Origin of the sequence: Billgrantia gudaonensis (assembly GCF_900100195.1) — a bacterium.
Classification (GTDB): Bacteria; Pseudomonadota; Gammaproteobacteria; order Pseudomonadales; family Halomonadaceae; genus Halomonas; species Halomonas gudaonensis.
Window position 1 is genome coordinate 82,120 of the sequence record NZ_FNES01000014.1, and the last position, 21,248, is coordinate 103,367.

Annotated in this window: 27 protein-coding genes and 1 other RNA gene; 21 read left to right on the forward strand and 7 right to left on the reverse strand. The window is 68.5% G+C overall.

Annotated features, from left to right (window positions below):
* The first annotated feature begins 144 nt into the window (after positions 1–144).
* A complete protein-coding gene (gene greB, locus BLP96_RS15345; protein ID WP_089687885.1) occupies positions 145–684 on the forward strand; it encodes a transcription elongation factor GreB in 540 nt (179 codons plus the stop codon).
* Here greB and BLP96_RS15350 read toward each other — a convergent pair whose 3' ends face one another.
* From BLP96_RS15350 to BLP96_RS15375, 6 genes are all read right to left on the reverse strand, one after another.
* Positions 685–1,692: a class I SAM-dependent methyltransferase gene (locus BLP96_RS15350; protein ID WP_089687888.1), complete on the reverse strand. Its 1,008-nt coding sequence runs from the start codon at positions 1,690–1,692 to the stop codon at positions 685–687. It abuts the gene before it with no gap.
* Positions 1,689–2,531, reverse strand: a complete 843-nt coding sequence (locus BLP96_RS15355; RefSeq protein WP_089687891.1) for a methyltransferase domain-containing protein — start codon at positions 2,529–2,531, stop codon at positions 1,689–1,691. Before BLP96_RS15355 ends, BLP96_RS15350 begins: the two co-directional genes overlap by 4 nt.
* 205 nt (positions 2,532–2,736) lie before the next feature.
* Positions 2,737–4,245: an amidase gene (locus tag BLP96_RS15360; protein ID WP_089687895.1), complete on the reverse strand. Its 1,509-nt coding sequence runs from the start codon at positions 4,243–4,245 to the stop codon at positions 2,737–2,739.
* Complete coding sequence (locus BLP96_RS15365) at positions 4,245–7,391, reverse strand: efflux RND transporter permease subunit (RefSeq protein ID WP_089687897.1); 3,147 nt, start codon at positions 7,389–7,391, stop codon at positions 4,245–4,247. Before BLP96_RS15365 ends, BLP96_RS15360 begins: the two co-directional genes overlap by 1 nt.
* Positions 7,388–8,632 (reverse strand): efflux RND transporter periplasmic adaptor subunit, encoded by a 1,245-nt coding sequence (locus tag BLP96_RS15370; protein WP_089687900.1) that lies wholly within the window; start codon positions 8,630–8,632, stop codon positions 7,388–7,390. Before BLP96_RS15370 ends, BLP96_RS15365 begins: the two co-directional genes overlap by 4 nt.
* Before the next feature lie 222 nt (positions 8,633–8,854).
* On the reverse strand, positions 8,855–9,583 hold the full coding sequence (locus BLP96_RS15375; protein ID WP_089687904.1) for a S24 family peptidase: 729 nt from the start codon (positions 9,581–9,583) through the stop codon (positions 8,855–8,857).
* A 152-nt stretch (positions 9,584–9,735) separates the two neighbouring features.
* Here BLP96_RS15375 and BLP96_RS15380 point away from each other — a divergent pair, with 152 nt between their 5' ends.
* Both BLP96_RS15380 and BLP96_RS15385 read left to right on the forward strand, forming a co-directional pair.
* Positions 9,736–10,089, forward strand: coding sequence for a helix-turn-helix domain-containing protein (locus BLP96_RS15380; protein ID WP_176761538.1), 354 nt, complete (start codon positions 9,736–9,738; stop codon positions 10,087–10,089).
* Between the two features lie 2 nt (positions 10,090–10,091).
* A complete protein-coding gene (locus BLP96_RS15385) occupies positions 10,092–10,529 on the forward strand; it encodes a hypothetical protein (RefSeq protein WP_089687910.1) in 438 nt (145 codons plus the stop codon).
* 5 nt (positions 10,530–10,534) lie between these two features.
* On the opposite strand, the gene BLP96_RS15390 is transcribed toward BLP96_RS15385, so the two are convergent.
* Positions 10,535–11,026: a hypothetical protein gene (locus BLP96_RS15390; RefSeq protein WP_089687913.1), complete on the reverse strand. Its 492-nt coding sequence runs from the start codon at positions 11,024–11,026 to the stop codon at positions 10,535–10,537.
* Between the two features lie 86 nt (positions 11,027–11,112).
* Here BLP96_RS15390 and BLP96_RS15395 point away from each other — a divergent pair, with 86 nt between their 5' ends.
* The 18 genes from BLP96_RS15395 (at position 11,113) to BLP96_RS15475 (ending at position 21,019) form a co-directional block, all read left to right on the forward strand.
* Positions 11,113–13,194 carry a DNA-binding protein gene (locus tag BLP96_RS15395; RefSeq protein WP_176761539.1) on the forward strand — a complete coding sequence of 694 codons (2,082 nt, stop codon included), beginning with the start codon at positions 11,113–11,115 and terminating at the stop codon, positions 13,192–13,194.
* A gap of 43 nt (positions 13,195–13,237) precedes the next feature.
* A complete protein-coding gene (locus BLP96_RS15400) occupies positions 13,238–13,957 on the forward strand; it encodes an AAA family ATPase (RefSeq protein WP_089687920.1) in 720 nt (239 codons plus the stop codon).
* A gap of 2 nt (positions 13,958–13,959) precedes the next feature.
* The gene (locus BLP96_RS15405; RefSeq protein ID WP_089687923.1) at positions 13,960–14,589 is read left to right on the forward strand and encodes a hypothetical protein; all 630 of its coding nucleotides are present in this window, start codon (positions 13,960–13,962) and stop codon (positions 14,587–14,589) included.
* Positions 14,586–14,960 carry a hypothetical protein gene (locus tag BLP96_RS15410; protein WP_089687926.1) on the forward strand — a complete coding sequence of 125 codons (375 nt, stop codon included), beginning with the start codon at positions 14,586–14,588 and terminating at the stop codon, positions 14,958–14,960. Before BLP96_RS15405 ends, BLP96_RS15410 begins: the two co-directional genes overlap by 4 nt.
* Positions 14,957–15,577: a hypothetical protein gene (locus BLP96_RS15415; RefSeq protein WP_089687931.1), complete on the forward strand. Its 621-nt coding sequence runs from the start codon at positions 14,957–14,959 to the stop codon at positions 15,575–15,577. Before BLP96_RS15410 ends, BLP96_RS15415 begins: the two co-directional genes overlap by 4 nt.
* On the forward strand, positions 15,574–15,984 hold the full coding sequence (locus BLP96_RS15420) for a hypothetical protein (protein ID WP_089687933.1): 411 nt from the start codon (positions 15,574–15,576) through the stop codon (positions 15,982–15,984). The genes BLP96_RS15415 and BLP96_RS15420 overlap by 4 nt, the downstream gene beginning before the upstream one ends.
* Position 15,985: 1 nt before the next feature.
* Positions 15,986–16,240 carry a hypothetical protein gene (locus tag BLP96_RS15425; RefSeq protein ID WP_089687936.1) on the forward strand — a complete coding sequence of 85 codons (255 nt, stop codon included), beginning with the start codon at positions 15,986–15,988 and terminating at the stop codon, positions 16,238–16,240.
* Positions 16,237–16,860: a DUF3164 family protein gene (locus BLP96_RS15430; RefSeq protein ID WP_089687939.1), complete on the forward strand. Its 624-nt coding sequence runs from the start codon at positions 16,237–16,239 to the stop codon at positions 16,858–16,860. Before BLP96_RS15425 ends, BLP96_RS15430 begins: the two co-directional genes overlap by 4 nt.
* 1 nt (position 16,861) lies before the next feature.
* Positions 16,862–17,101 carry a hypothetical protein gene (locus tag BLP96_RS15435; RefSeq protein ID WP_089687942.1) on the forward strand — a complete coding sequence of 80 codons (240 nt, stop codon included), beginning with the start codon at positions 16,862–16,864 and terminating at the stop codon, positions 17,099–17,101.
* Positions 17,098–17,244 carry a hypothetical protein gene (locus BLP96_RS20150; RefSeq protein WP_176761540.1) on the forward strand — a complete coding sequence of 49 codons (147 nt, stop codon included), beginning with the start codon at positions 17,098–17,100 and terminating at the stop codon, positions 17,242–17,244. The genes BLP96_RS15435 and BLP96_RS20150 overlap by 4 nt, the downstream gene beginning before the upstream one ends.
* Positions 17,243–17,308, forward strand: an RNA gene (locus BLP96_RS15440) — hammerhead ribozyme type II. The genes BLP96_RS20150 and BLP96_RS15440 overlap by 2 nt, the downstream gene beginning before the upstream one ends.
* A gap of 11 nt (positions 17,309–17,319) precedes the next feature.
* Complete coding sequence (locus BLP96_RS15445) at positions 17,320–18,018, forward strand: DUF2786 domain-containing protein (protein ID WP_176761541.1); 699 nt, start codon at positions 17,320–17,322, stop codon at positions 18,016–18,018.
* Positions 18,015–18,425, forward strand: coding sequence for a gp16 family protein (locus BLP96_RS15450; protein ID WP_089687948.1), 411 nt, complete (start codon positions 18,015–18,017; stop codon positions 18,423–18,425). Before BLP96_RS15445 ends, BLP96_RS15450 begins: the two co-directional genes overlap by 4 nt.
* The gene (locus tag BLP96_RS15455) at positions 18,425–18,850 is read left to right on the forward strand and encodes a Mor transcription activator family protein (RefSeq protein WP_089687951.1); all 426 of its coding nucleotides are present in this window, start codon (positions 18,425–18,427) and stop codon (positions 18,848–18,850) included. The genes BLP96_RS15450 and BLP96_RS15455 overlap by 1 nt, the downstream gene beginning before the upstream one ends.
* A 139-nt stretch (positions 18,851–18,989) precedes the next feature.
* The gene (locus BLP96_RS15460) at positions 18,990–19,337 is read left to right on the forward strand and encodes a putative holin (protein ID WP_089687954.1); all 348 of its coding nucleotides are present in this window, start codon (positions 18,990–18,992) and stop codon (positions 19,335–19,337) included.
* Between the two features lies 1 nt (position 19,338).
* Positions 19,339–19,923 (forward strand): hypothetical protein, encoded by a 585-nt coding sequence (locus tag BLP96_RS15465; RefSeq protein ID WP_143005121.1) that lies wholly within the window; start codon positions 19,339–19,341, stop codon positions 19,921–19,923.
* Positions 19,920–20,642 (forward strand): transglycosylase SLT domain-containing protein, encoded by a 723-nt coding sequence (locus BLP96_RS15470; protein ID WP_089687961.1) that lies wholly within the window; start codon positions 19,920–19,922, stop codon positions 20,640–20,642. The genes BLP96_RS15465 and BLP96_RS15470 overlap by 4 nt, the downstream gene beginning before the upstream one ends.
* Positions 20,633–21,019 carry a hypothetical protein gene (locus tag BLP96_RS15475; RefSeq protein ID WP_089687965.1) on the forward strand — a complete coding sequence of 129 codons (387 nt, stop codon included), beginning with the start codon at positions 20,633–20,635 and terminating at the stop codon, positions 21,017–21,019. Before BLP96_RS15470 ends, BLP96_RS15475 begins: the two co-directional genes overlap by 10 nt.
* Positions 21,020–21,248 lie beyond the last annotated feature (229 nt).

Genomic DNA, 21,248 nt, shown 5'->3' on the forward strand with positions numbered 1-21,248 from the left:
GAGTCTCCTCGGTAACGTTGTCGTTGTTCCATCCAGGGAAAATGTAACGAACGTTTGAATGATTCGCCAGTCGCTGGCCTTGGCACGCCCCGAAGCGCGACAATGGCAGGCAATGGAACACTCGGACGGGAGGGCGAGAACACCATGAAAGGCCGCAACATGACCCGTTGGCGCGACCCCGCCAAGGACCCGCGCCAGGAGCCCAAGAGCAATCTGATCACCGCCGAGGGCGCAGCACGCCTGCGCGGCATCCTCGACCACCTGTCGCGCATCAAGCGCCCGGCGCTCTCCACCAAGGTGGGCGAGGCCGCGGCGCTCGGCGATCGCTCGGAGAACGCCGACTACACCTACAACAAGAAGGAGCTCAACCGGGTCATCGCCCGTATTCGCTACCTCACCAAGCGCCTCGACGAACTGCAGATCGTGGATCGGCTGCCGGCCGACACCGGAAAGGTCTATTTCGGCGCTTTCGTGACGCTGGAAGATGACGACGGCGAGGAGACGAAGATTCGCATCGTCGGCCACGACGAGACCGACACCGCCAAGCGCTGGATCAGCGTCGATGCGCCACTGGCCAAGGCGCTGCTCGGCAAGGCGCTGGACGACGAGGTCACGGTGGACGCCCCCGGCGGCGCGACGAACTACGTCATCACCGAGATCGATTACCGCGACCCGCAAGGGTAATCAGCGCTTCACCGCCCGATAGACCCGAAAGCGGCGGTCGTCGGCGAGTATCTCGAAGCCGCCGAAGGCGCGCTGCAGAGGCTCGGCATAGGGCAAAAAGGCGTTGGCCACCAGAATGAGCTGTCCACCGCGCTCGAGATGTTCGGGCGCTTCGCCGATCAGCCTTGCCGCCGGGCCGTAATCGATGGCGCGCTCCTGATGGAACGGCGGATTGCTGACGATGGCCGCAAAGCGGCGCCCGTCGAGCGCCGAGTAGACATCGCTCTCGAGCGCTTCGCCGACCAGACCGTTGGCGGCCAGGGTGCGCCGGGTCGCCTCCACCGCGAAGGCGCTGACGTCCACCGCCGTCACGCCATGGCCGCGCCGAGCCAGCCAGGCCGCGAGGATGCCGTCGCCGCAGCCCAGGTCGAGAACGTCGCCTGCGCCGCCCGGCAACGCCTCGGGCAGCGTCTCGAGCAGCAGCCGCGTGCCTGCGTCGAGCTTGTTGTGGCCGAAAACCCCGGGGTGGCTGACCAGCCGCAGCGGCTCATCGCCGAGGTCCGCCTCGAACGCCGTCCAGACGGCTTGCGGCGAGAGATCGACCGCGGCCAGGCGCGTGGCGAACAGCGAACAGCGCCGCGCGCTGTCCACCTTGCGGCAACCCAGCCCCAGCGCCGCCAGCACCTTGAGCACGCGCTTGATGCCGCCCTGGTTCTCACCGACGAGCTGCAGCGGCGTTCCCGCCGGCAGGGTGGCGCAGAGCCACAGCAGCCACCACTCGCCCAGCGCGTGGCTCTTGGGCCAGAACAGCACCGCCCCGCCCGGCGCTTCGGGCAGCGCATCCTCGAACGGTGAATGGGCCGGCCGGCCGCGGGCTCGCCATGCTTCGCGCACGGCGAGATCGGCGCTCAGCGCCGTGCCCTCGCCCGTTTCCAGCCAGGCATCGCGCGGCGGCGCCACCCACACCCAGCCGCGGTAATCGACTGCCTGACGCTCCAATAGCTGGCAGACCGGCGTTTCGGCGCTCATGGACGGGGCTCCTCTTCGCATGCCGTCTCGGTACGGGGCGCTTCGCTGCCGCCAGTCTCGGGACGCACCAGGGTATAGAGCAGGTAGCGCCCCAGTCGCCAGTGCGGCTCGGCACGGCAGTAGCGCCACTCCAGCTCGAGTAGCCGGTTGCGCTCGGTGTCGTCCCCCACGGGGCGGCACAGATAGTCGTGAAAGACGCGAATGCCCGCCACTGCGCGCATCTCGAGGCCACACTCGGCGCTCCATGCCACGACCTGAGCGTGGGTCAGCGGCGAGATGGGCGTCAGCCGCCGGCGGCGCCCTTGCCCTTCCAGCCGGTCGGCCAAGGCCTTTTCCAGGTTGCCCTTGACCACGTTGGAAAAGCGCAGCGCATCGCGATTGAACACCATCAGCGACAGCTGGCCGCCCGGTGCCAGCCGGTCGGCCAGCGTCGCCAGGGCGGCGCGTGGATCGGCCAGCCATTCCAGCACCGCATGGCAGGCGATCAGCGGCCAGGGCCCCGGTGCCTGCTCGGGCAGCGCCTGCAGCGGCGCCTCGACGAAGCGCACCGGCGCTCCCGCAAGCGCTCGGCGGGCACGCTCCAGCATCTCGCCGGAGGGCTCGACCAGCGTCACCGCATGGCCGCGCGCGGCGAACCAGCCGGCCAGCTGGCCCAGGCCACCGCCCACGTCGAGCAGCGGCTGGTCGTCGAGATCGAGCAACTCGGGCAGCAGCCGGTCGAGCAGCGCCAAACGCAGCTCGCCGCGCAGCGCCCCGTAGAGGCTATCGGCGAACTTGTCGGCCAGGCCGTCGAAATGGCGGTCCCCGGCTGGCGACAGCGGAGATGAGGAATCGGGCATGGGCGACTCATTGCGTGACTGATGCAAGGCTATGGCAGTCGGCCTGCTCCGTCGACAGGTCCCGGGGCGCCGGACCGTCGAGGAAGCGCTGTGAACCCTTCCATGGGCGCTACCTTTGTCATCCCTGACAAATGACCTCCTCTTCGACCTGTCCCCGGAGCCTTGTAATGCGAAACCGTGGTTGCCCTGCTGATTGGCACTCATTCTACCCGGACCACCCGGCGAACGGCAGCCGCTGCGCCCAGGGCGTGTCGGCCTTGAGCTGGGCGGCCAGCGCCAGCAGGCGGCGCTCGTCGCCCATGGCTCCCAGCACCTGCACGCCCACCGGCAGTCCCTCCGGGGTGACGTGCAGCGGCAGCGACATGGCCGGCTGGCCGGTGAGATTGGCGAGCTGCGTATAGGGCGTGCGCGCCAGTGCCTCGCGGGCCAGACGTTTGAGCGCCCCTGCCTCGAGCGCCAGATGAGCCGCGCCGGGAATCGCCAGCAGGCTCATCAGCCGTTCGCGGGACTGCGTCGGGTAGAGTTCGCCACGGCGTGGCGCCGGCGCGGCCGCCACCGGCATCAGCAGCGCATCGAAGCGCCGATGGAAGACGCCCATGGCCCGCGCCGCGCTGTTCCAGTCGCGCTTGGCGAGCTCGTAGTCGCGGGCCGGCAGGCAGCGTCCCAGTCGACCGATGGCGCGGGTGGCCGGCTCGATGGCCAGGCGCGACACGGGCACGCCGGTCTCGCGGGCGATCCACGCCAGGTCGGCAGCCAGGTGTCCCAGGTAGAGCGTCAGGTAGCTGTCGGCCAGCGCCGCGCCATCCACCGGCGGCTCGGCCCACTCTACGTCATGGCCCAGTCCTTCCAGCTGACGAGCGGTGCTTTCCACGGCCCGCCGCACCTCGGGATCGAGCCGGGTGCCGAGCGAACGACCCAGCGGCTCGCCCAGCGAGACGGCCACCCGCAGCCTCCCCGGCGGACGCTCCAGTGCGGCGAGAAAGCCATCCTCGCGGAGCAGCGGATAGGGGCCACCCTCGTCCATGCCGTTGGTGGCATCCAGCAGCGCCGCACTGTCGCGCACGCTGCGCGTCACGGCGTGCTCCACCACCGCGCCCTGCCACACCTCGGCGTGGCCGGGCCCCAACGGCACCCGCCCGCGCGAGGGCTTGAAGCCGAACAGCCCGCAGTAGCTGGCGGGAATGCGGATCGAACCGCCACCGTCGCCGGCCATGGCCAGCGGTACCAGCCCGCCGGCCACCGCCGCGGCCGCCCCGCCGCTGGAGCCGCCCGGCGAATGCTCGGGCTTCCAGGGGTTCACCGGGTGGGGAAAAGCACGCGGCTCGGTAATGCCCATTAGCCCCAGCTCGGGCGTAGCCGTCTGGCCGAGTATCGCCAGGCCCGCCCGGCGCAGGCGCGTCACCAGGGTCGAATCCTCGCCCGGCCGCCAGTCGGCCAGTGCGGCGCTGCCGAAGGCCAGCGGCTCGCCGGCCAGTGCCATCAGCAGATCCTTGGTGAGCGTCGGCACCCCGGCGAAGGGAGCATCGTCGGGCACCGCCCGGCACTCGACGCGAGCGCGTTCGAAGCGCGTGCGCACCACGGCGCCCAACCGTGGGTCGTCTGCCTCGATGGCACCGCGGGCGGCCTCGAACACCTCCTCTCGGCTCACCTCGCCGCGGCGAATCAGCGCCGCCAGCCCCAGGCCATCGTGATCGCGATAATCGTCCCGATGCATCATCCCCTCCCCGTTTCGCTCGCCGTCGCCTGGCCCCGGCGCCGCTCGGCCCAGCGCTCGCGCCCCTTCTCCAGCCAGGAGAGCAGCGCCGGAATCACCAGCAGCACCAGGAAGGTGGAGCCGGCCAGGCCGAAGGCGATGGAAGCCGCCATGGGAATCAGGAATTGCGCCTGCAACGAGGTCTCGAAAAGCAGCGGCAAGAGCCCGCCGATGGTGGTCAGGCCGGTGAGCAGCACCGCCCGCACCCGCTGCACCACCGCCTCGTTGAGCGCCTCGTCCACGGCCAGACCACGGTCGCGCTGCTGCCGATAGAAGCTCACCAGGATGATGGCGTTGTTGACCACGATTCCCGAGAGCCCGAACAGACCGAACAGCGACAGAATCGTGAGCTCCAGGCCCATCGCCCAGTGACCGAGCAGCGCCCCGATCAGCGAGAAGGGGATGATCGCCATGACGATCAGCGGCAGGCTCCAGGAGGCGAACACCCAGGCCAGCACGCCGTACATCAGCGCCAACCCCACCAGCAAGCCGACGCGCATGTCGGCCAGCGTCTCGCGCTGGTCGGCAGCGCGACCCTCGAAGCTGTAGCGCAGGTGATGCTCGCGGGCCAGCCGCGGCAGCGTCTCGGCATCCAGGCTCGCCAGCACCTCCTCGGCGTTGGTCACTCGGGTATCGAGCTCGGCGGTGACCTCCACCGCCAGCTGGCCATCGGCATGGCGCAGGGCCTCGAAGCCCTGACGGTAGTCCACCGACATCACCTGCTCCAGCGGCACCTGGCGGCCATCGTCCAGGGTGATCGCCAGACGGGAGAGCGTGGACAGACGCTCGCGCTGCTCGCGAGGCAGCTGCACGCGAACCTCCATCTCGTCGGGGCCCGACTGGTAGATCTGGGCGACCTGACCGTCGAAGGCAGTGCGCAGTTGGCGACCCAGGCTCTCGGTGGTCAGGCCCAGCGCTTCGCCGAAGGCGTTGACCCGGTAGATGAGCTGCTCGCGTCCCCAGGGCATGTCGTCCTGGGTGTCGAGCACGCCGGGCAGGCTCGACAGCGACTCGGACAACGAATCCGCCGCGCGGCGCAGTGCCACCGCATCCTCGCCGGTCAGGCGAATGTTGACGTCCTTGCCCGGCGGACCGGCGCTGCGCTCGTTGATGGTGAGATTCTCCAGACCCGCCGGTTCCGCGATGCGCTCGCGCCAGGCGCGGATGAAATCGGCGTTGCGCACCTCCCTGTGGTCGGGCGACACCAGCTCGATCATCAGCGAGCCCACTTCCTCGGCGCTGCGGCTCGGCGCTCCACCCTCCAGGGTGGCACCGTGGCGCGCCACCACGGTATCCACCAGCTCGCCGCCCAGCTCCCGCTCGGTGTCGTCCAGGGTCTGCTGCAGGTGGTCGAGAAAGCGGTCGACCCGTTCCTCGGGCGTACCGGCCACGAAGCTGGCGTTGGCGTACACCACGCTGGCCTCCGGCGTAGGAAAGAAGAGGAAGCCCAGGCGGCCGCCCGCCAGCAGCCCGGCGGTGAACAGCGCCACGGCCACCGCCATGGCCAGGGTGGCGCCGCGGTGGCGCAGCGTCAGCGCCGAGAAGCGCCGGAAGGGCCCCTCGCGAAACGCCTCGAAGCGCGTCTCGAAGCCGCTGCGCCATCGCGCCGGGCCGCGCAACGGCCGCCCTTCGTCCGCGCGCGGCACGAAGGCGTTGCGCAGGTGTGCCGGCAACACCACGAAGCACTCCAGCAGCGAGGCGATCAGCACGCAGATCATGATCACCGGAATGTCGCCAAGGATATTGCCGATCACCCCGCCCACCATCAGCAGCGGCATGAAGGCGGCGATGGTGGTCAGCGACGAGGCCACCACCGGCCACAGCATGCGCCGCGCCGCCCCGGCCGAGGCGTTGCGCGGCGCCTCGCCCAGGCGGTGGTGAGCGTCGGCATCCTCGCCCACCACGATGGCGTCGTCGACGATCACCCCCAGCGCCATGATCAGCGCGAACAGCGACATCATGTTGATGGAGCCGCCCAGCCCCCAGAACACGCCCAGCGAGGCCATGAAGGCCGTGGGGATGCCCACCGCCACCCACAACGCCACCCGCCCCGGCAGGAACAGATAGAGCAGCACCAGCACCAGCAGCAAACCGCCCAGGCCGTTGTCGATGAGCAGCGAGATGCGCTCCGCGATCAGCTGCCAGGTCTCGTCGTGCACTTCCAGCGTCACGCTGGGTGGCAGGGACGGGCGCGTCTCGGCCAGCCACGCCTCGAAGCGGCGCGCCGCCTCCAGCGAGTTGCCGTCCTCGGCGCGCTGCAGCATCAGCTCCACCGCCGGCGCCCCATGGCGGCTGAGCTGCACCGTTCCCTCGCGAGGCTCCTGGCGGATCGTGGCGATGTCGCCCAGCTGCAGCGTGAAGCGATCACCGCTCATCACCGGCAGGCTCTCGAAGCCCAGCGGGTCGCGGCGCTGCTCCAGCGAGCGCAGTTCGCGAGCGCTATCCTGCTGGCCGAGCACCCCGGCGGGCAGATCTCGCGACACGTTCGCCACGCGGGCGGCGATGTCATCCAGTGACAGCGACAGCGCCTGCAGCCGCTCCGCCGGCACCTCGATGCTGATCTGCTGCTCGGGCAGGCCGCTCATCTCCACGCGATCGATGCCGCGCGACAGCAGCTCGTCTTCGAAGCGGTGCGCCAGCTGGCGTAGCTCCCGTTCGTTCAGCTCGCCATGCACCAGCAGCCGCGCCACCGGCTCGTAGCGAGCCACGCGTTCGATGTCCGGCGTTTCGGCGTCCGCCGGCAGGTTGGTGAAACCGTCCACTGCCTGGCGCACGTCGTCCAGGGCGAGAATCGGGTCGCTCTGTTCGGTGAACTCCAGGGTGATGCTGGACACCCCCTGGGCCGAGGTGGAGGTCATGCGCTTGAGCCCCGAGAGGCTGCGCAGGCGCTGCTCCAGCGGGTCGGTGATGCCCGCCTCGACGTCTTCGGCGGAAGCGCCGCTCCACGCCACGCGCACGGTGACCACATCGAGGGCGAAGGTGGGAAAGAACTGGATGTTCATGCGGCTCAGCCCGAGCACGCCGCCCAGCAGCATGACCAGCATCACCAGGTTGGCCGCCACCCGGTGATGCACGAAGAAGCCGATGATTCCGCGCCGCCGGCTCATGCCCCGGGCTCCTCGTCGGCCGACTCGGCCACCTCCACGCGCAGCCCGGTCATGGCATTGGGCAGATGGGTCACCGCCACCCGGTCGCCGTCGGCCAGCTCGGCGGCGGAAACCAGCGCCCAGCGCGCACCGTCGGGCCCGGGCAGCTCGCCGTGGCGCTGCACCTGGACGCGCTCCAGGCGCGAATCGTCACTCACCCGATAGAGCACGTCGCTGCCGTGCAAGGCGCTGAACGGCACCGCCAGGGCATCGCTCACCGCGGGCCGCTGCAGCCACACCGGCACCAGGCTGCCCGGCCGCAGGCCCTCGGCGGGACCATCGAGCGCGAGGATCGCCTCGGTACCCGTGGGCTCGCTCTCGCCGGCCAGGCGCTCGAGCACGAAGCGCTGGCCGCCCTCCTGGGCCACCGCCTCGAGAGCCTCGCCGCGCTCCAGCCTGGCGGCCAGCTCCGCCTGATAGCGACGCGGCACGCGCGCGCGCAGTTCGAGCCCATCCTGCGGGTAGAGCGACAGTAGCGCCGCCCGCGCCGCGACCTGATCTCCCGGCGCCACCTGCACGCCGGTGACGACGCCATCGAAGGGCGCGGTGACACGGCTGCGCTGGGCATCGCGCCGGGCCGCATCGCGCACCGCCTCGGCGCGCGCCAGGCGCGCCTCCAGGCTCTTCATCCGCGAGGGGTACTCGGCCACGGTACTGGCGCGGGTGGTGACGTTGAGCCGTGCCCGCGCCAGGGTATCGCGCGCCTCGTCCAGCTCCGCCCGCGAGGCCAGGTTGCCCTCCACCAGCGACTCCACCCGCTCCAGCGACCGCTGCGCATTGGCCAGGATGTCGCGCTCGCGCGCCAGCGCCTCCTGTTCGTTCTCGTGGCGGATGCGTTCGCTGTCGATCTGCGCACGCAGATCCGCCACCTCGGCCTCGGCCTGGCGCAGCGGCGGCTGACTGTCCGCCTCGTCCAGTGCCACCAGCAGCTCGCCCGCCGCCACTCGCTGGCCCTCGCGCACCGGCCGCTCGGCGATGCGCCCCGCCAGCGGCGCCACCACTTCCAGGCGCTCCGGCGCCACGATCTCACCGAACAGGGGCAGCACCGGCGCATGCTCGGCCAGCTCGACGGTCAGCGTCTCGACCTGCCAGCTACGTTCCCGGGCGGAGACCTCCGCCGGCTCCGGTCGCGTCAGGCGCAAGGCCATGAACGCCGCCACGCCAAGGGCGAGAATCAGCAGAGGTATCAGGCGTTTGATCATCGAGGCATCTGTGAGTTAGCGGGGGTTATGGCACTGAAGGCTAAGCGGCGGGATTTGGCGGGATAAAACGGGCTTGCATGGGATGAGGCCCAGAGTGGCGGGGCTTTCAGCGGTGCGCATCCCGCCAGGGAGGCTGACAGCAGTGCCAAAGAAGCGCGAATACGAAAAAGGGCCGTCTCGGCATGAGGCGGCCCTTTTTGCTGGGTTTTTGACACCGGTCGGTCAAAGCCAGCCCGCCGCCCAGACGGCGCGGCCGATGATCTCCAGTTCCTGCAGTCGGTCGCGCGGCACCGTGATGCGCTCGTAGGACGGGTTCTCACTGATGACCGCCACGCCATCGAAGCTACGCTGCAGGCGCTTGGCGTAGAGGTGGTCGTCCAGGCGGATAATGTAGATGCCTTCGCCCTCGATGTGCGTTCTGGTGTGATCGATCAGCACGGTGTCCCCCGCCTCCAGCACCGGCTCCATCGAGTCGCCGTCCACGCGGATCGCCGAGAGGTGCTCGGGTGTCAGCCCCTGCTTGCGTAGGCTGTAGCGAGTGAATGCCAGGTGCGTGAGCACCCGACAGTTCTCGTTCCAGGCGCCATCCCCGGCGCTGCACTGGGCATCATAGAGAGGCACGAAAGCGTAGTCGCCGTTGGCATAACTGACAGCTGCTTCCCCGACGCTGCCGGCTGGGTGCGCCTGTGGCTCATCACCAAAGGCGAGCCATCCCGGCTCTACCTGTGCGGCTTGCGCGATTTGAAACAGGCGATCCAGCGTTGGGTACGTGTCACCTGACAGATAGCTGCGCAGCGTGGCCTCTGACAATCCGCAAAGCTTAGAAAATCCGCGCAGGCTATGCGCGGATTTCACCTCACTCAGCCGATCTTTGAAGCATCCGATTCTCTCGAGAGGAAACGGATGCTCTTCAACACGCGTGGGATTTGCATCCGAATCTCCGTAAGTCATTGATATTCCCTTCTAGTCAAAAAATATCCGCACGGCGCGAGGAAAAACCAATCGGATGCGAGGATTTCCTCTTGTAATGCGTATATATCCTCGCTATGTTTATGGGCAAGAACACGGTAGACAGCCCAAAAAAACGCCACCGAGGTGACGCCATGAAGCCCGACATTCCGATCAACCCCGAGCAGCGCTGGGAGTGGCTGAAGTTTCAGTTGCGCCTCCGCCAGACGTCGCTGGCCCAGGTCGCCGACGAGCTGCAGGTAACGCGCAATGCCGTGCTGAATGCCAAATATTCGCCGTACCCGCGGATGGAGCGCGCCATTGCCAAGCGACTCGGGCTGTCGCCCGTGGAGATCTGGCCCGAGCGCTGGAACGCCGATGGCACTCCCGTCCGGCAGCGGCCCAACCGCGCGGAAAAGTGCGCAACGCTGCAGCCGCGAAACAACTATCGATTACAGGATAGCGATTCTAACGCTATCGCGCATCGTCAAATGGCGCGGGAGGCCTAGCCATGCGCCGTGTTCGCGATGACGCCACGTTAGACATCTTCGAGGTCCCCGCCCCCGTGGTGCCAACACCGGGCAGCGGCAACTACGCCGCTCAGGTCAGCGAGCTGGTGGGTAGCGTGCTGAAGGACTGTCCCGTGGATCGCTACGAGGTCGCCGCTCAGATGAGCCGGCTCTCCGGCGACGACGTCTCCAAGCACATGCTCGATGCCTGGAGCTCGCCAGCGCGCACCGATCACAACATCCCGCTCTATCGCGTACCGCTGCTCGAGGAGGTGTGCCACAGCCACGCCTTTACCGACTGGCTGGTGCACCTGCGCGGCGGCCGGGTGGCCTACGGCCGCGAAGCGCTGGCGGCCGAGTACGGCAAGCGCCAGCGGATGCTGGAGAAGCTGAAGCATGACATGCGCGAGCTGAAGCGACTGATGGGAGAAGAGGAATGAGGTACTCAGAAACCACGGGGACTATTTCTCGTCGGGACGGTGTAGACCTCCATCTTCCGATCATTGGGGATGAGGGCCGTCGAGCCACACGCCGGGCAATTGTAGGTGTCGCGGTTAAAGTCGGTGTGCTTCACCTCCAGGATCTCTCGGCTGCCTTTCTCGAAGCAACGGGCACAAAAATACATCGGACCCTGCTGTTCCCCACTAGCCGGTTGCTTGAGCGTGCATACAACACTCCCGGTGGAAAGTGTTACCAGGGTGTAGTCCTCTCGCTCCATCTGAAACTCCAGCGCCTTGGCCAGCTGTTTCTCGACTTCTCGTTTTTCTTCAAGAAGCGTCGTTACCGCCTCGCGGGTCTCGAGGAGCTCTTCTCGCAGCGTCTGTATGTGCTCACGGAGCGTTATTACCAGAGCCTTGGCATCCCCTCCGTTTCTGGCGATGTCGAGGATGGTACGGCTGGAGCCCAGCAGGGCGTCGAGTCGTTCGAGCAGTGTCATGGGGGTTCCTCGGCTGAGTTGGGTTCGGTTGGTACCTCTCAACTTAACCGAGAACGGAACCCCCGCCCATGCGATGGAGGTCGGTCATGAACTGCCAGACCTCTCCAATGGCTCGCGGCTGGTATACCGCCAGAGAGCTGGCCGGATTGCCTGGACTTCCCGGCACCGAGCGCAATGTCCGCGAGTTCGCAAAGCGCCATGGCTGGGAAGCTCAGCGCCGGATCGGTAGCAAGGCGCTGGAATACAGCTTCGCCGTGCTGCCCACCGAGACCCAGAACGCGCTGATCGCCCGCACGGTGGGCGAGGCGGAGCCCCAACCGACCCCGGCCGAAGCGGAGCCCGAGCGCCAGCCCGCACCCGGCCACGAGCAGCTGACCGATGCCCAGCGGCGGGTGATGGCCGCCCGGGTGGCCTTCGTGCGCGAGATCGAACGCATGGCGCAGATGGTCAGCCAGCAGCGCGCCATCGAAACGTTAGTGGCCCTGGCTCAGAGCGGCGATCTAACGCCGTACCTCGCCGAGCGGGTGGTGATCGCCAACGACCGCAAGACCGACACCCGCACCCTCAGCGAGCGGACCCTGAAGCGCTGGGTATCCGCCTTCAAGAAACAGGGCGAGCGTGGCCTGGCACCCAAGCGCCGCAAGGCGGACATGAGCGTGCCGCCCTGGGCGGGAGAGTTCCTCAAGCGCTACCAGCGCCCGCAGAAGCCGTCGGTCGAGGCCGCCTATCAGCTGCTGGTCGAGCAGACCGAGCCGCCGCATCCCTCCATCCACCAGGTGCGCCGCTGGCTGGCCAAGCTCAGCCCGGAGGCGCGGGAGCGCGGTCGCATGGGCCCGCGAGAGCTCAAGGCGCTGCAGCCCTTCAAGCGGCGCAGCACCGACGGGCTGTGGCCCAACGATGTGTGGGTCGCCGATGGCCATACCTTCGATGCCGAGGTGATCAACCCGCTCACCGGCCAGGCCTTCCGCCCCGAGGTGACGATGATCATCGACTGGGCCACGCGCCGCATCGTGGGCTTCGCCATCAACCTGGCGGAGAGCACCTTGGCCACCCTGGATGCCCTGCGCGATGCCGTCAGCCGTGTCGGGATGTTCGCCCTGTTCTACGTCGACAATGGCAGCGGCTTCGACAACGCCAGCGTCTATGAAGTGGTCGACCGGCTCGGCGGCACCATCACCCACTCGCTGCCCTACAACTCGCAGGCCCGCGGCGTCATCGAGCGCCCGCACCAGTCGATTCTTGTGCGCCTGGCCAAGAGCCTGGACAGCTATATCGGCGCCGACATGGACCCCGAGGCCGCCAATCGCGTGCACAAGCTCTCGCGCAAGGCCATCAAGGAAGGTCTCAAGCCGGCACAGCTTCCCGACTTCCAGAGCTTCTTCGACCGGCTGAATGCCGCCCTGGATGCCTACAACTACCGGCCGCATTCCGCACTGCCCAAGATCCGCGACCTGGAGACCGGCAAACTGCGCCATCGGAGCCCCATGGAAGCGTGGAAGAGTGCCGAGGCCGAAGGCTTCGAGGCCATTACTGCCCCGGCCGACGTGGTCGCCTCGCTGGTGCGCCCCCAGGAGACCCGCAAGACCCACCGCGGCGAGGTGCGCTTTGCCGGCGGCATCTACTTCCTGGAGGCGCTGCGCGACTTCCACGGCGACGAGGTCAAGGTGGCCTGGGACTACCGCGATGCCAGCCGCGTGGGCGTCTACACCCTGGACGGCGAGTGGATCGGCGAGGCCATCCTCGACGGCAACGCCACCGCGGCCATGCCGCAGGCGATGATCCAGCGCGCCGCCGACAAGCGTCGGCAAGGCCAGCTCAACACCCTGGCGAAGAAGGCCAAGACCCTCACCGGCAAGGACGTCGAGATCCGCGCCATCGAGCCGGCCGCCCCCGCCACCCACCATCAAGAGCGTCGTATCGAGCAGGCTCGCGCCTATGCCAAGCGCCTGGAAGCCGACGAGATGCAGCGCTTCGAGATCCCGCAGAACAAGGTCGAGCGGTACCGGCTTTGGCACCGGCTGGATGCCCAGATTCAGGAAGGGAAAGAACTGCCTGCAGCGGCGATTCGCTGGCACGCGACCTATCAGAAGCACAACGATTTTCGCGCCATCGCGAAAGTGATGGATGCGGACGGGCAGCCACCCGCCCGCACCCGGCGGGCCATGTAAGGGCATGGCCCATGACACCCAAGCTCAGTAAAGAGGAACTCAGATGAGCGTCAACACCATTGTACCACTCACCAACGTCGCGCTGCTGGCCAGCGCCGTCGAGAGTGCGGCCAACCGGCCGCTGGAACTGCCCGGCCTGGTGGTGATGTACGGCCCCAGCGGCTACGGCAAGAGCCTGGCCGCCGCCCATGCCGCCAACCTGCACCGCGCCTACTACGTGGAATGCCGCGAGAGCTGGACGAAAAAAGCGTTCGTGATCGCGATCCTGCGCGAGATGGGCATCATCCCGATGCGCACGCTCTCCGAGATGGTCGACCAGATCGCCGAGCAGCTCAGCCGCTCCGGGCGTCCGCTGATCGTCGACGACGTGCAGTACGTCATCGACAAGGCCGCGGCCAACGTGCTCACCGACATCTACAACGCCAGCCAGGGAACGTTGATCCTGATCGGTGAAGAGCGCGTGCCCGCGTCGATGTCGCGCCTGGAACGCCTGCACAACCGGGTTCTGGAATGGGTGCCCGCTCAGGCCGCCAGCCTCGATGACGTCTCTGCCCTGGCCGAACGGTCCTATCCCGACATCGAGATCGCCGACGACCTGCTCGACGCCGTCAATCAGCGCGTGAAGGGATGCCTGCGCCGGGTAGCCGTCAACCTCTACCAGATTCACTCCGAAGCCCTAGCCAACGGCTGGGATCGCGTCGATCTGGCCGCGTGGGGAGACCGCGAGATCCACACCGGCCAGCCGCCGGCACGGAGGGGCTGAGCATGAGTCGCAAGCCCGTACACCTGAAAGCCCCCGGTCCCAAGGGCGACCGCCAGGCCATGTGGGAAGCCATCCGCGCCCTGCACGCCGACGGCCAGGACATCACCGTGCGTGACGTCTGGCTGGTGATCAGCCACGACGCCCCCAAGGGTCGCGTGCGCGACTACCTGATGGGGCTGGAAAAGGCCGGCTATCTCAAGCGCAGCGACGCGCCGCGCGTCTCCGGCACCTACGTGCACTACACCCTGGTGCGGGACATCGGCGTCGAGGCCCCGCGGGTGCGCCGCGACGGCAGCGAGCCCATGGCCGGCCGAGGCCGCGAGCAGCTGTGGCGCACGCTCAAGATCATCGGCGAGTTCACCGCCGCCCAGCTGGCCGATGCCGCCAGCACGCCGGCGGTGCCCATCGCCGAGCACACCGCCCGCGACTACTGCTACTTCCTGCGCGATGCCGGCTACCTGAGCGTGACGCGTGAGGCCAGCCCCGGGGTGCCGGAGCGCTACCGGCTAATGCCCAGCCGCTGGACCGGCCCGCTGGCGCCAATGATCCAGCGCACCAAGCAGCTCTACGACCCCAATACCGGAGAAGTCGTCTACACGCGGGTCACCCAGACCGAAGGGGGTGAGCCATGAGTGCTGCACGCCGCACCCGCCCGGTGGACCTCTCCGCCTGGGGCGACGAGCCCCCACGCTGGATACGTTTGCTCGCCGCCGAAGTGGAGGCCAGCAACCGCACCGAGGCCGGCAAGCGTATCGGCATGTCGCGCAGCGCGGTCTCTTTGGCACTGGCCAACCGCTACCCCAGCCCCAGCACGGGCGGCATCGAACAGCGCGTGATCGACGCCCTGGACGGCCGCGAGTGTCCCGCGCAGGGCAAGCGCATCAGCGCCGAAGCGTGCCACGAGTTCCGCCACCGCCCGGCACCGACCCATAACCCCATGGCGATGCGCGCCTGGCGGATCTGTCAGGGATGCCCACACAACCCGCAGGGAGGTGACCAATGACCATCCGCGGCATTTGCCCCGAGTGCGGCATGAGCGCCGACCTGGCCGCCTTCGTCACCCAGGGCGAGCACAACCAGGCGTTGGCCGCCGCACTGGAGATCCCCGCCATTCTCGGCCCCCGCGTGGTGCGCTACCTGGGCCTGCACCGGCCGCCCAGCCGGGCCCTGGCCGGTGCCAAGGCGGTGCGACTGCTCGCCGAGCTGCGCGACACGATCACCAGTGGGCGCATCGAGCGCAAGGGGGTGAGTCGGCCCGCGCCTCTGCAGGCGTGGATCGCCGCCTTCGATCAGATCCTCGAGCGCCCGCCGAGCAAGCTGCCCCTTTCCGGCCACGGCTACCTCTACGAGGTGGTGGCCACCGAAGCCGACCGGCTCGATGCCCAAGCGGAAAAGCAGCGTGAAGAGGCGGCCCGCAGCGGTGCCAAACCGGGCGTGAAACCGGCGGCAGCCGCCATTCGCGAGCGCTCCACCGAAGACGTTCTGGCCGAGCACCAACGTCTGGCCGCCCAGGGCAAGGGTGGCCAATCCAGCCATCCCGGGCCGGCGCAACGCCGCGGCCAACACTCCATCGGCCAACTGCTGAAAGGCGCCCCCGGCGCCGAGGACGGTGACGCATGACTCTCTACAGCGATGCCTATCTCGAACACTACGCCGACCGCTTCATCGCCCTGCGGCTCGCCCGCCACGGCGTGAACCTGGCGCAGTACCTGGCCCACCCCGAGCGCTACGAGGCGCGCGCCCTGGAGCCCGAGCCCCCGCTGGCCGCGCAGCGTGCCGTCGCCCTGCGCCTGTGGTGGGGATGGGATACCGGCCTCGCCCCACGCGGCGACGGCGGCGAGGCCACCGGCCTGCCCGAGAACTGGCAGGACTGGCGCGAGCTGCTCGCTCAGTGGCGGGCCGATGCCGAGGCCGCCGAGCGCGAGGTCGCCCACCTGCCGCGGCGCAACGGCGCCGTCATCGAGCCGCTGCACCACCACCGTTACGAGCGCCGCAACAACAGCAATTTCAGCAAGCGAGGTGCCTGAGATGGATACCGTCAACCCCGTCCTGCGGCTGATCGACACCGACGAGATCGGCGAGGCCAGCGTCAGCCAGCTGCTGCGCGACCTGGGCGCCGAGCAGTCGCCGAACGTGGCGGTGGCCATCACCCGCCGCCACCAGTTCGAGCCGTTCGCCGCCCTGGTCTGCCTGCACGGGCCGGATACCGCCCGCTACATGGCCGCCTTCGACGCCGTCACCAAAGAGATCCAGCAAGAGCAAACCGAGAGGACCGCATCATGACCGCTCAACAACAGCAGATTCCCGAAGGGTTCCGCCAGGACGCCAAGGGTCGCCTGGTACCCGAAGACCAGATCAAGGAGATCGACAAGGTCCGCGACGAGCTGGTACTCGCCATCGTCGACCGCGCCACCGAGCTGCGCGACCAGTTGCGCGACTTCAAGGCCGACACCTTCAGCGAGATCCAGGCCTTCGTGGAGACGAGCGCCCAGGAGTACGACGTCCAGCTCGGCGGTCGTAAGGGCAACGTCCAGCTGCTCAGCTTCGACGGCCAGTACAAGGTGGTGCGGGCGATGCAGGACCTGATCACCTTCGATGAGAGGCTGCAGGCCGCCAAGGCGCTGATCGACGAGTGCCTCACGGAGTGGGTCTCCGATGCCCGCCCGGAGCTTGTGCAGATCGTCCAGGACGCCTTCCGCGTCGACCAGGCCGGCAAGATCCGCACCGGCGAAGTTCTGGGCCTTCGCCGCCGTTTCAATATCCAGGACAAGCGCTGGCTAAAGGCCATGGACGCGATCAGCGACGCGGTCCAGGTGACCGGCAGCAAGAGCTACGTGCGCATCTACGAGCGCGACGCCAACGGCCACTACCGGCCCATCAGCCTCGACATCGCGGGGGTGTGAGATGAGCAAGCTACCAACCGAGATCCGCATTCGCCGTGCCAACGGCGACAGCTACGCCGCTAGCGGCGGCGGCCAACGCGCCACCTGCAGCTGGAGCCCGATGGAGGCCGCCCGCCGCTGCGCCGACAAGCTCGCCGGCGAGAACAAGCACCGCCTGGAGCGCCTCGAGGCGCAGCCCGGCGATAGCGAGGCCGGCGTGCTCTACCGCTTCCAGGTAGTGCCACTGGGAGGTGAGGCGTGAACTTCACCCGCGGCCTGTGCTGCGCCCTGCTGGGGCTCTTCGCCTGGCTGGGCGGCTATGGGCATGCCATGGACATGGCCCCGGAGTGGTTCGGCCTGCTGATCGCCATGACCCTCTACTTCGCCGCCGGCAGCGGCAGCTAAGCGAAACGCCCCCGCGCGGGGCGTCGTCCGGCGGTGGTGCGCCGGGCCTGATGAGCAGCCAACCAGGAGCCCATGATGGACCGCAAGATCCTCGACAAGATCAAGAAGTGCCTCGCCCTGGCCAAGTCCAGCGAGGCCCACGAGGCCGCCGCGGCGATGCGCCAGGCGCAGAAGCTGATGGCGCGCCACGGCATCACCAGCGAGACGCTCGCGATCAGCGACGTCGAGAGTCACAAGGCCAAGGCCGGCGCTGGCAAAACGCCGCCGACTCACGTGGCCATGCTGGCCAACATGGTCGCCGCGGCCTTCGGCGCCGAGCTGGTCTATTCGGCCAGGCCGCACGGTGATCGCTGGGTGGGTGCCGTCGAGTTCTACGGCCTGAACGGCGCCGCCGAAGTGGCCGGCTACGCCTTCGCGGTGCTCGGCCGCCAGCTCAAGCGCGACCGCAACGCCTACCTGGCCACCCTCAACAAGCGCCTCAAGCGCGCCACCAAGGTGCGCCGGGGCGACCTCTACGCCCAGGCCTGGGTGGATGCCGTGGCCCGCCAGGTGGTGCCGCACCAGCGCAGCGAAGCCGAGGACCAGGCCATCGCTGCCTACAAAGCCCATCGCTGGGAGACGCCGCTGGAGTCACGCCAGGCGCGCGACAACACCAAGGGCATGCGTAGCCACGACTATGACGCCTGGCACCAGGGGCGCGCCGACGGCAAGAAGGTCAGCTTCCACCAGGGCGTGACCGGCAGCCGCCAAGCCGCAATCGGGAGCGACTCATGATCTCCCGCGGCAAGCTCGCCCAGATCCACATCGCCAAGCAGCAGCTTGGCCTGAGCGACGAGGACTACCGCGCCATCCTGGCCCGCACCGCCGGGGTGAGCAGTGCCAAACAGCTCACCAACCGCAACGTCGGCAATGTGCTCGCCGAGTTCAAGCGCCTGGGCTGGGAGCCCAAGCCGGCGAAGAAGGCCGGGCGCAAGGCGCCGCGCCCGCCGGCCACTCGCCAGGTCGTCATGGGCAAGGTCGAGGCGCTGCTGGCCGATGCCGGCCGCCCTTGGGCCTATGCCGACGCCATGGCCCAACGCATGTTCCAGGTCGAGCGCGTCGACTGGCTCGACGATGCCCAGCTGCACAAGCTGTTGCAGGCGCTGATCATCGACAACAAGCGGCATGGAGGTGAAGGCTGATGGCAGACGACAACCTGGACATGGGCTTCGAGATCCCCGACGACGCCCTGGAGCGACTGCAGGATCCCGAGATCCTCAAGAAATGGCCCCAGGGGCTCACCGATATGCTGATGGTCATCGAGGCGGCCCACCGTCGCGCTGGCGATGATGAGGAGACCGCCCGGGCGCGCGCCTTCCGCGCCGTGCGTGCCCTGGCCCAGTTCGCCGGCGGGCGCAGCTTCTACGTGCCCAAGGGCGACCAGCTCGACCGTGCCCTGCGCGACCGCGAGATCTGGGAACGTCACGACGGCACCAATGTCTCGGACCTGGCCGGGCGCTACCACCTCACCGAGGTGCAGATCTATTCCATCCTCGCCGAGCAGCGCAAGCTCGCCCGCGCTCGCATGCAGCCGGATATGTTTGAGCGCCACAGCCGGCAGGGATAGACTGCCGGCCGTGGTGCTGTCCCGCTTTCCACCACTTCGCAACTTCCTAAACCGCTTGATTCCCGCCGAATAATCGCCCGCCTCTAGCCTGAAGGTCATTCATACGAATCCGACCTAATCATCAGCGCACGAGGCCTCCATGACCCGTCACTCCCTCTTCGACAAGCTCCGGCTCGGCCCCTGGTTGGTCGCTGCCCTGATCATGGCCGCCATCGTCGGCGTGCTCTATCCACACCAGCTTGGCGTTCTGCTCTGGTCGCTGACAAAGCTGAGCTTCGGCGCCTACCTGGGCTACTGGATCGACCGCTCGCTGTTCCCCTATGCCCGCCCGCATGAGCTTTTCAGCAAAGCGGTCCATGTCTCAGGCACGACCCGTGAAGAAGCTGCCCTATCCGCCAGCAGGTGGCGGCGTGAAGCATCGCTCGCCACCCTTCGTCGCGCCGTTATCATCGCTGCGGCGCTAATCGCCCTCGGGCTGGGGGTGTAACGTGGCCGCCTCTCGCCGCGCCATCCTGGGGGCAATCCAGGCAGAGAGCCGGGAGCGCCGCGGCCCTGTGCCCATCCATCTAGTCGCGATTGCCGTCAACGCAGGCAGCGAGCGCGACCAGCAGGATGTCGAACGCAAGTTGAAAGGCCTACGTTCCGCCGGCCTGATCGCCCTACGGCAGGATCTGCGCGGCAGCGGCCTGGTGCTCACCGATGCCGGCCGTGTCGAGCTCGAGCAGCCCGATGCCCCCGGCAGTGCCAAACCCGCCGCGACGCCAGCGCCCCCGCCCGATCCCGAGCCGACACACGAGCCTGAGCCGGAACCCGAACCGGAGCCGCCGCACGAGCCTGCTCGCTGCGACTGCGGCGCCACGCTCACCGCCGAAGAGGTCAACTACGCGACTCAGTGTGAGCGCTGCACACGCTGGGGGCACGACCCCGAGTGCTACGCACTGCTGTGCGATCTCGGCGGGCTGGTCGCCGAGAGGCTGGCCGCTGCCAGGGAGGCGGGGGATCTCGCGGAGGCATATCGCTTGAAGGGTCTCGCGGTGCGTGTACTCCAGGCGACAGGAGGGCCGCGGGCATGAACCGAGCGCGCGAGCGTGTCCTCGAGGACTTCAGTAACGGCCTGGCCATTGGCTGGGCGATCCTCATTGCCCTGGGCTGGGTGGTGTTCTGCGGGCTGCGTACCCGCACCGGCATCGCGCTGCTGTTGCTCGCTTTGTTGGCAGTCAGCGCCCAGGGCGCATTCGGTGGATCGATCCCCGCCACCGCCCAGCACTACCAGCGCGAGCTGACCCGCGTGGTGCAGCAAGAGTGGGGCCTGGATGGCCGGGTGGCGCTGCACGCCGCGCAGATCCACCAGGAGAGCGCCTGGCGGCCCGGCGTCGACAGCCCCGTGGGCGCCCAGGGCCTCAGCCAGTTCATGCCTTCGACCAGTGCCTGGATTGCCGAGCTCTACCCCGACCTCGGCCGGGCCGCGCCGTACTCCCCCGGCTGGGCCATGCGCGCCCAGGCTCGCTACAACCGGTTCCACTGGCGGCGCATCGACGCCGCGGACCCGTGCCAGCGCTGGGCCATGACGCTCTCGGCCTATAACGGCGGGCTCGGCTGGGTGAACCGCGACCGGCGCCTTGCCCGTGCCGCCGGCGACGATCCCCGCGTGTGGTTCGGCAGCGTGGAGCGTTACACCGCCCGGGCCAGTTGGGCCCAGCGAGAGAACCGCCACTACGTGCGCCACATCCTGCTCGAGCTGACCCCACGCTACGACCGAGCAGGCTGGCAGGGAGGGGCGCCATGTTCGTGAAGCTGCTCGGCAGAGTCGTGCCCGCCTGGGTATGGGCGGTCGTGATCGGCCTGGTCGCCGCCGGGGGGGTGGGCTGGTGGGGCGTAACCGCCTGGGAGGCTCGCATCGCCGAGCAAGAGGCGCTGGCCCAGGAGCTGGCGACGATGACCGCCAACCGCGACCGCTGGCAGCAGCGCACCCAGCAACTGCTCGAGCAGCAACGCGCCGCCCAGGAGCGCGCCCGCCAGGCCGAGGCCGCGGTGGCCGAGCTGCAGGCGGCACTGGCCGAGCGTGACGCCGACTACCGCGAGATCCAGCGCCGCATCCGCCAGGCCCCGGCCGAGGACGACGGCCCCGTGGCGCCGGTGCTACGCCAGGCCCTGGAGGCGCTGCCGTGAGACACCTGGTGCTGCTGACAGCCGCCATGGTGGCTGCGCTCGGACGGATCACCTGGCCTACCGTGCCCTCGGTTCGATGGGCGATGGTGCCGCTGCTGGCACTGTTGCTGACGGCCTGCTCGACACGCCCAGAGCCACCCCCCGAGCCGCCGCCGTCGCCCACCACGGTGATATGCGCCGCGCCGGTGGGGATGACCGAGCCCGAATCGGAGCCACGGCGACCCCAGGG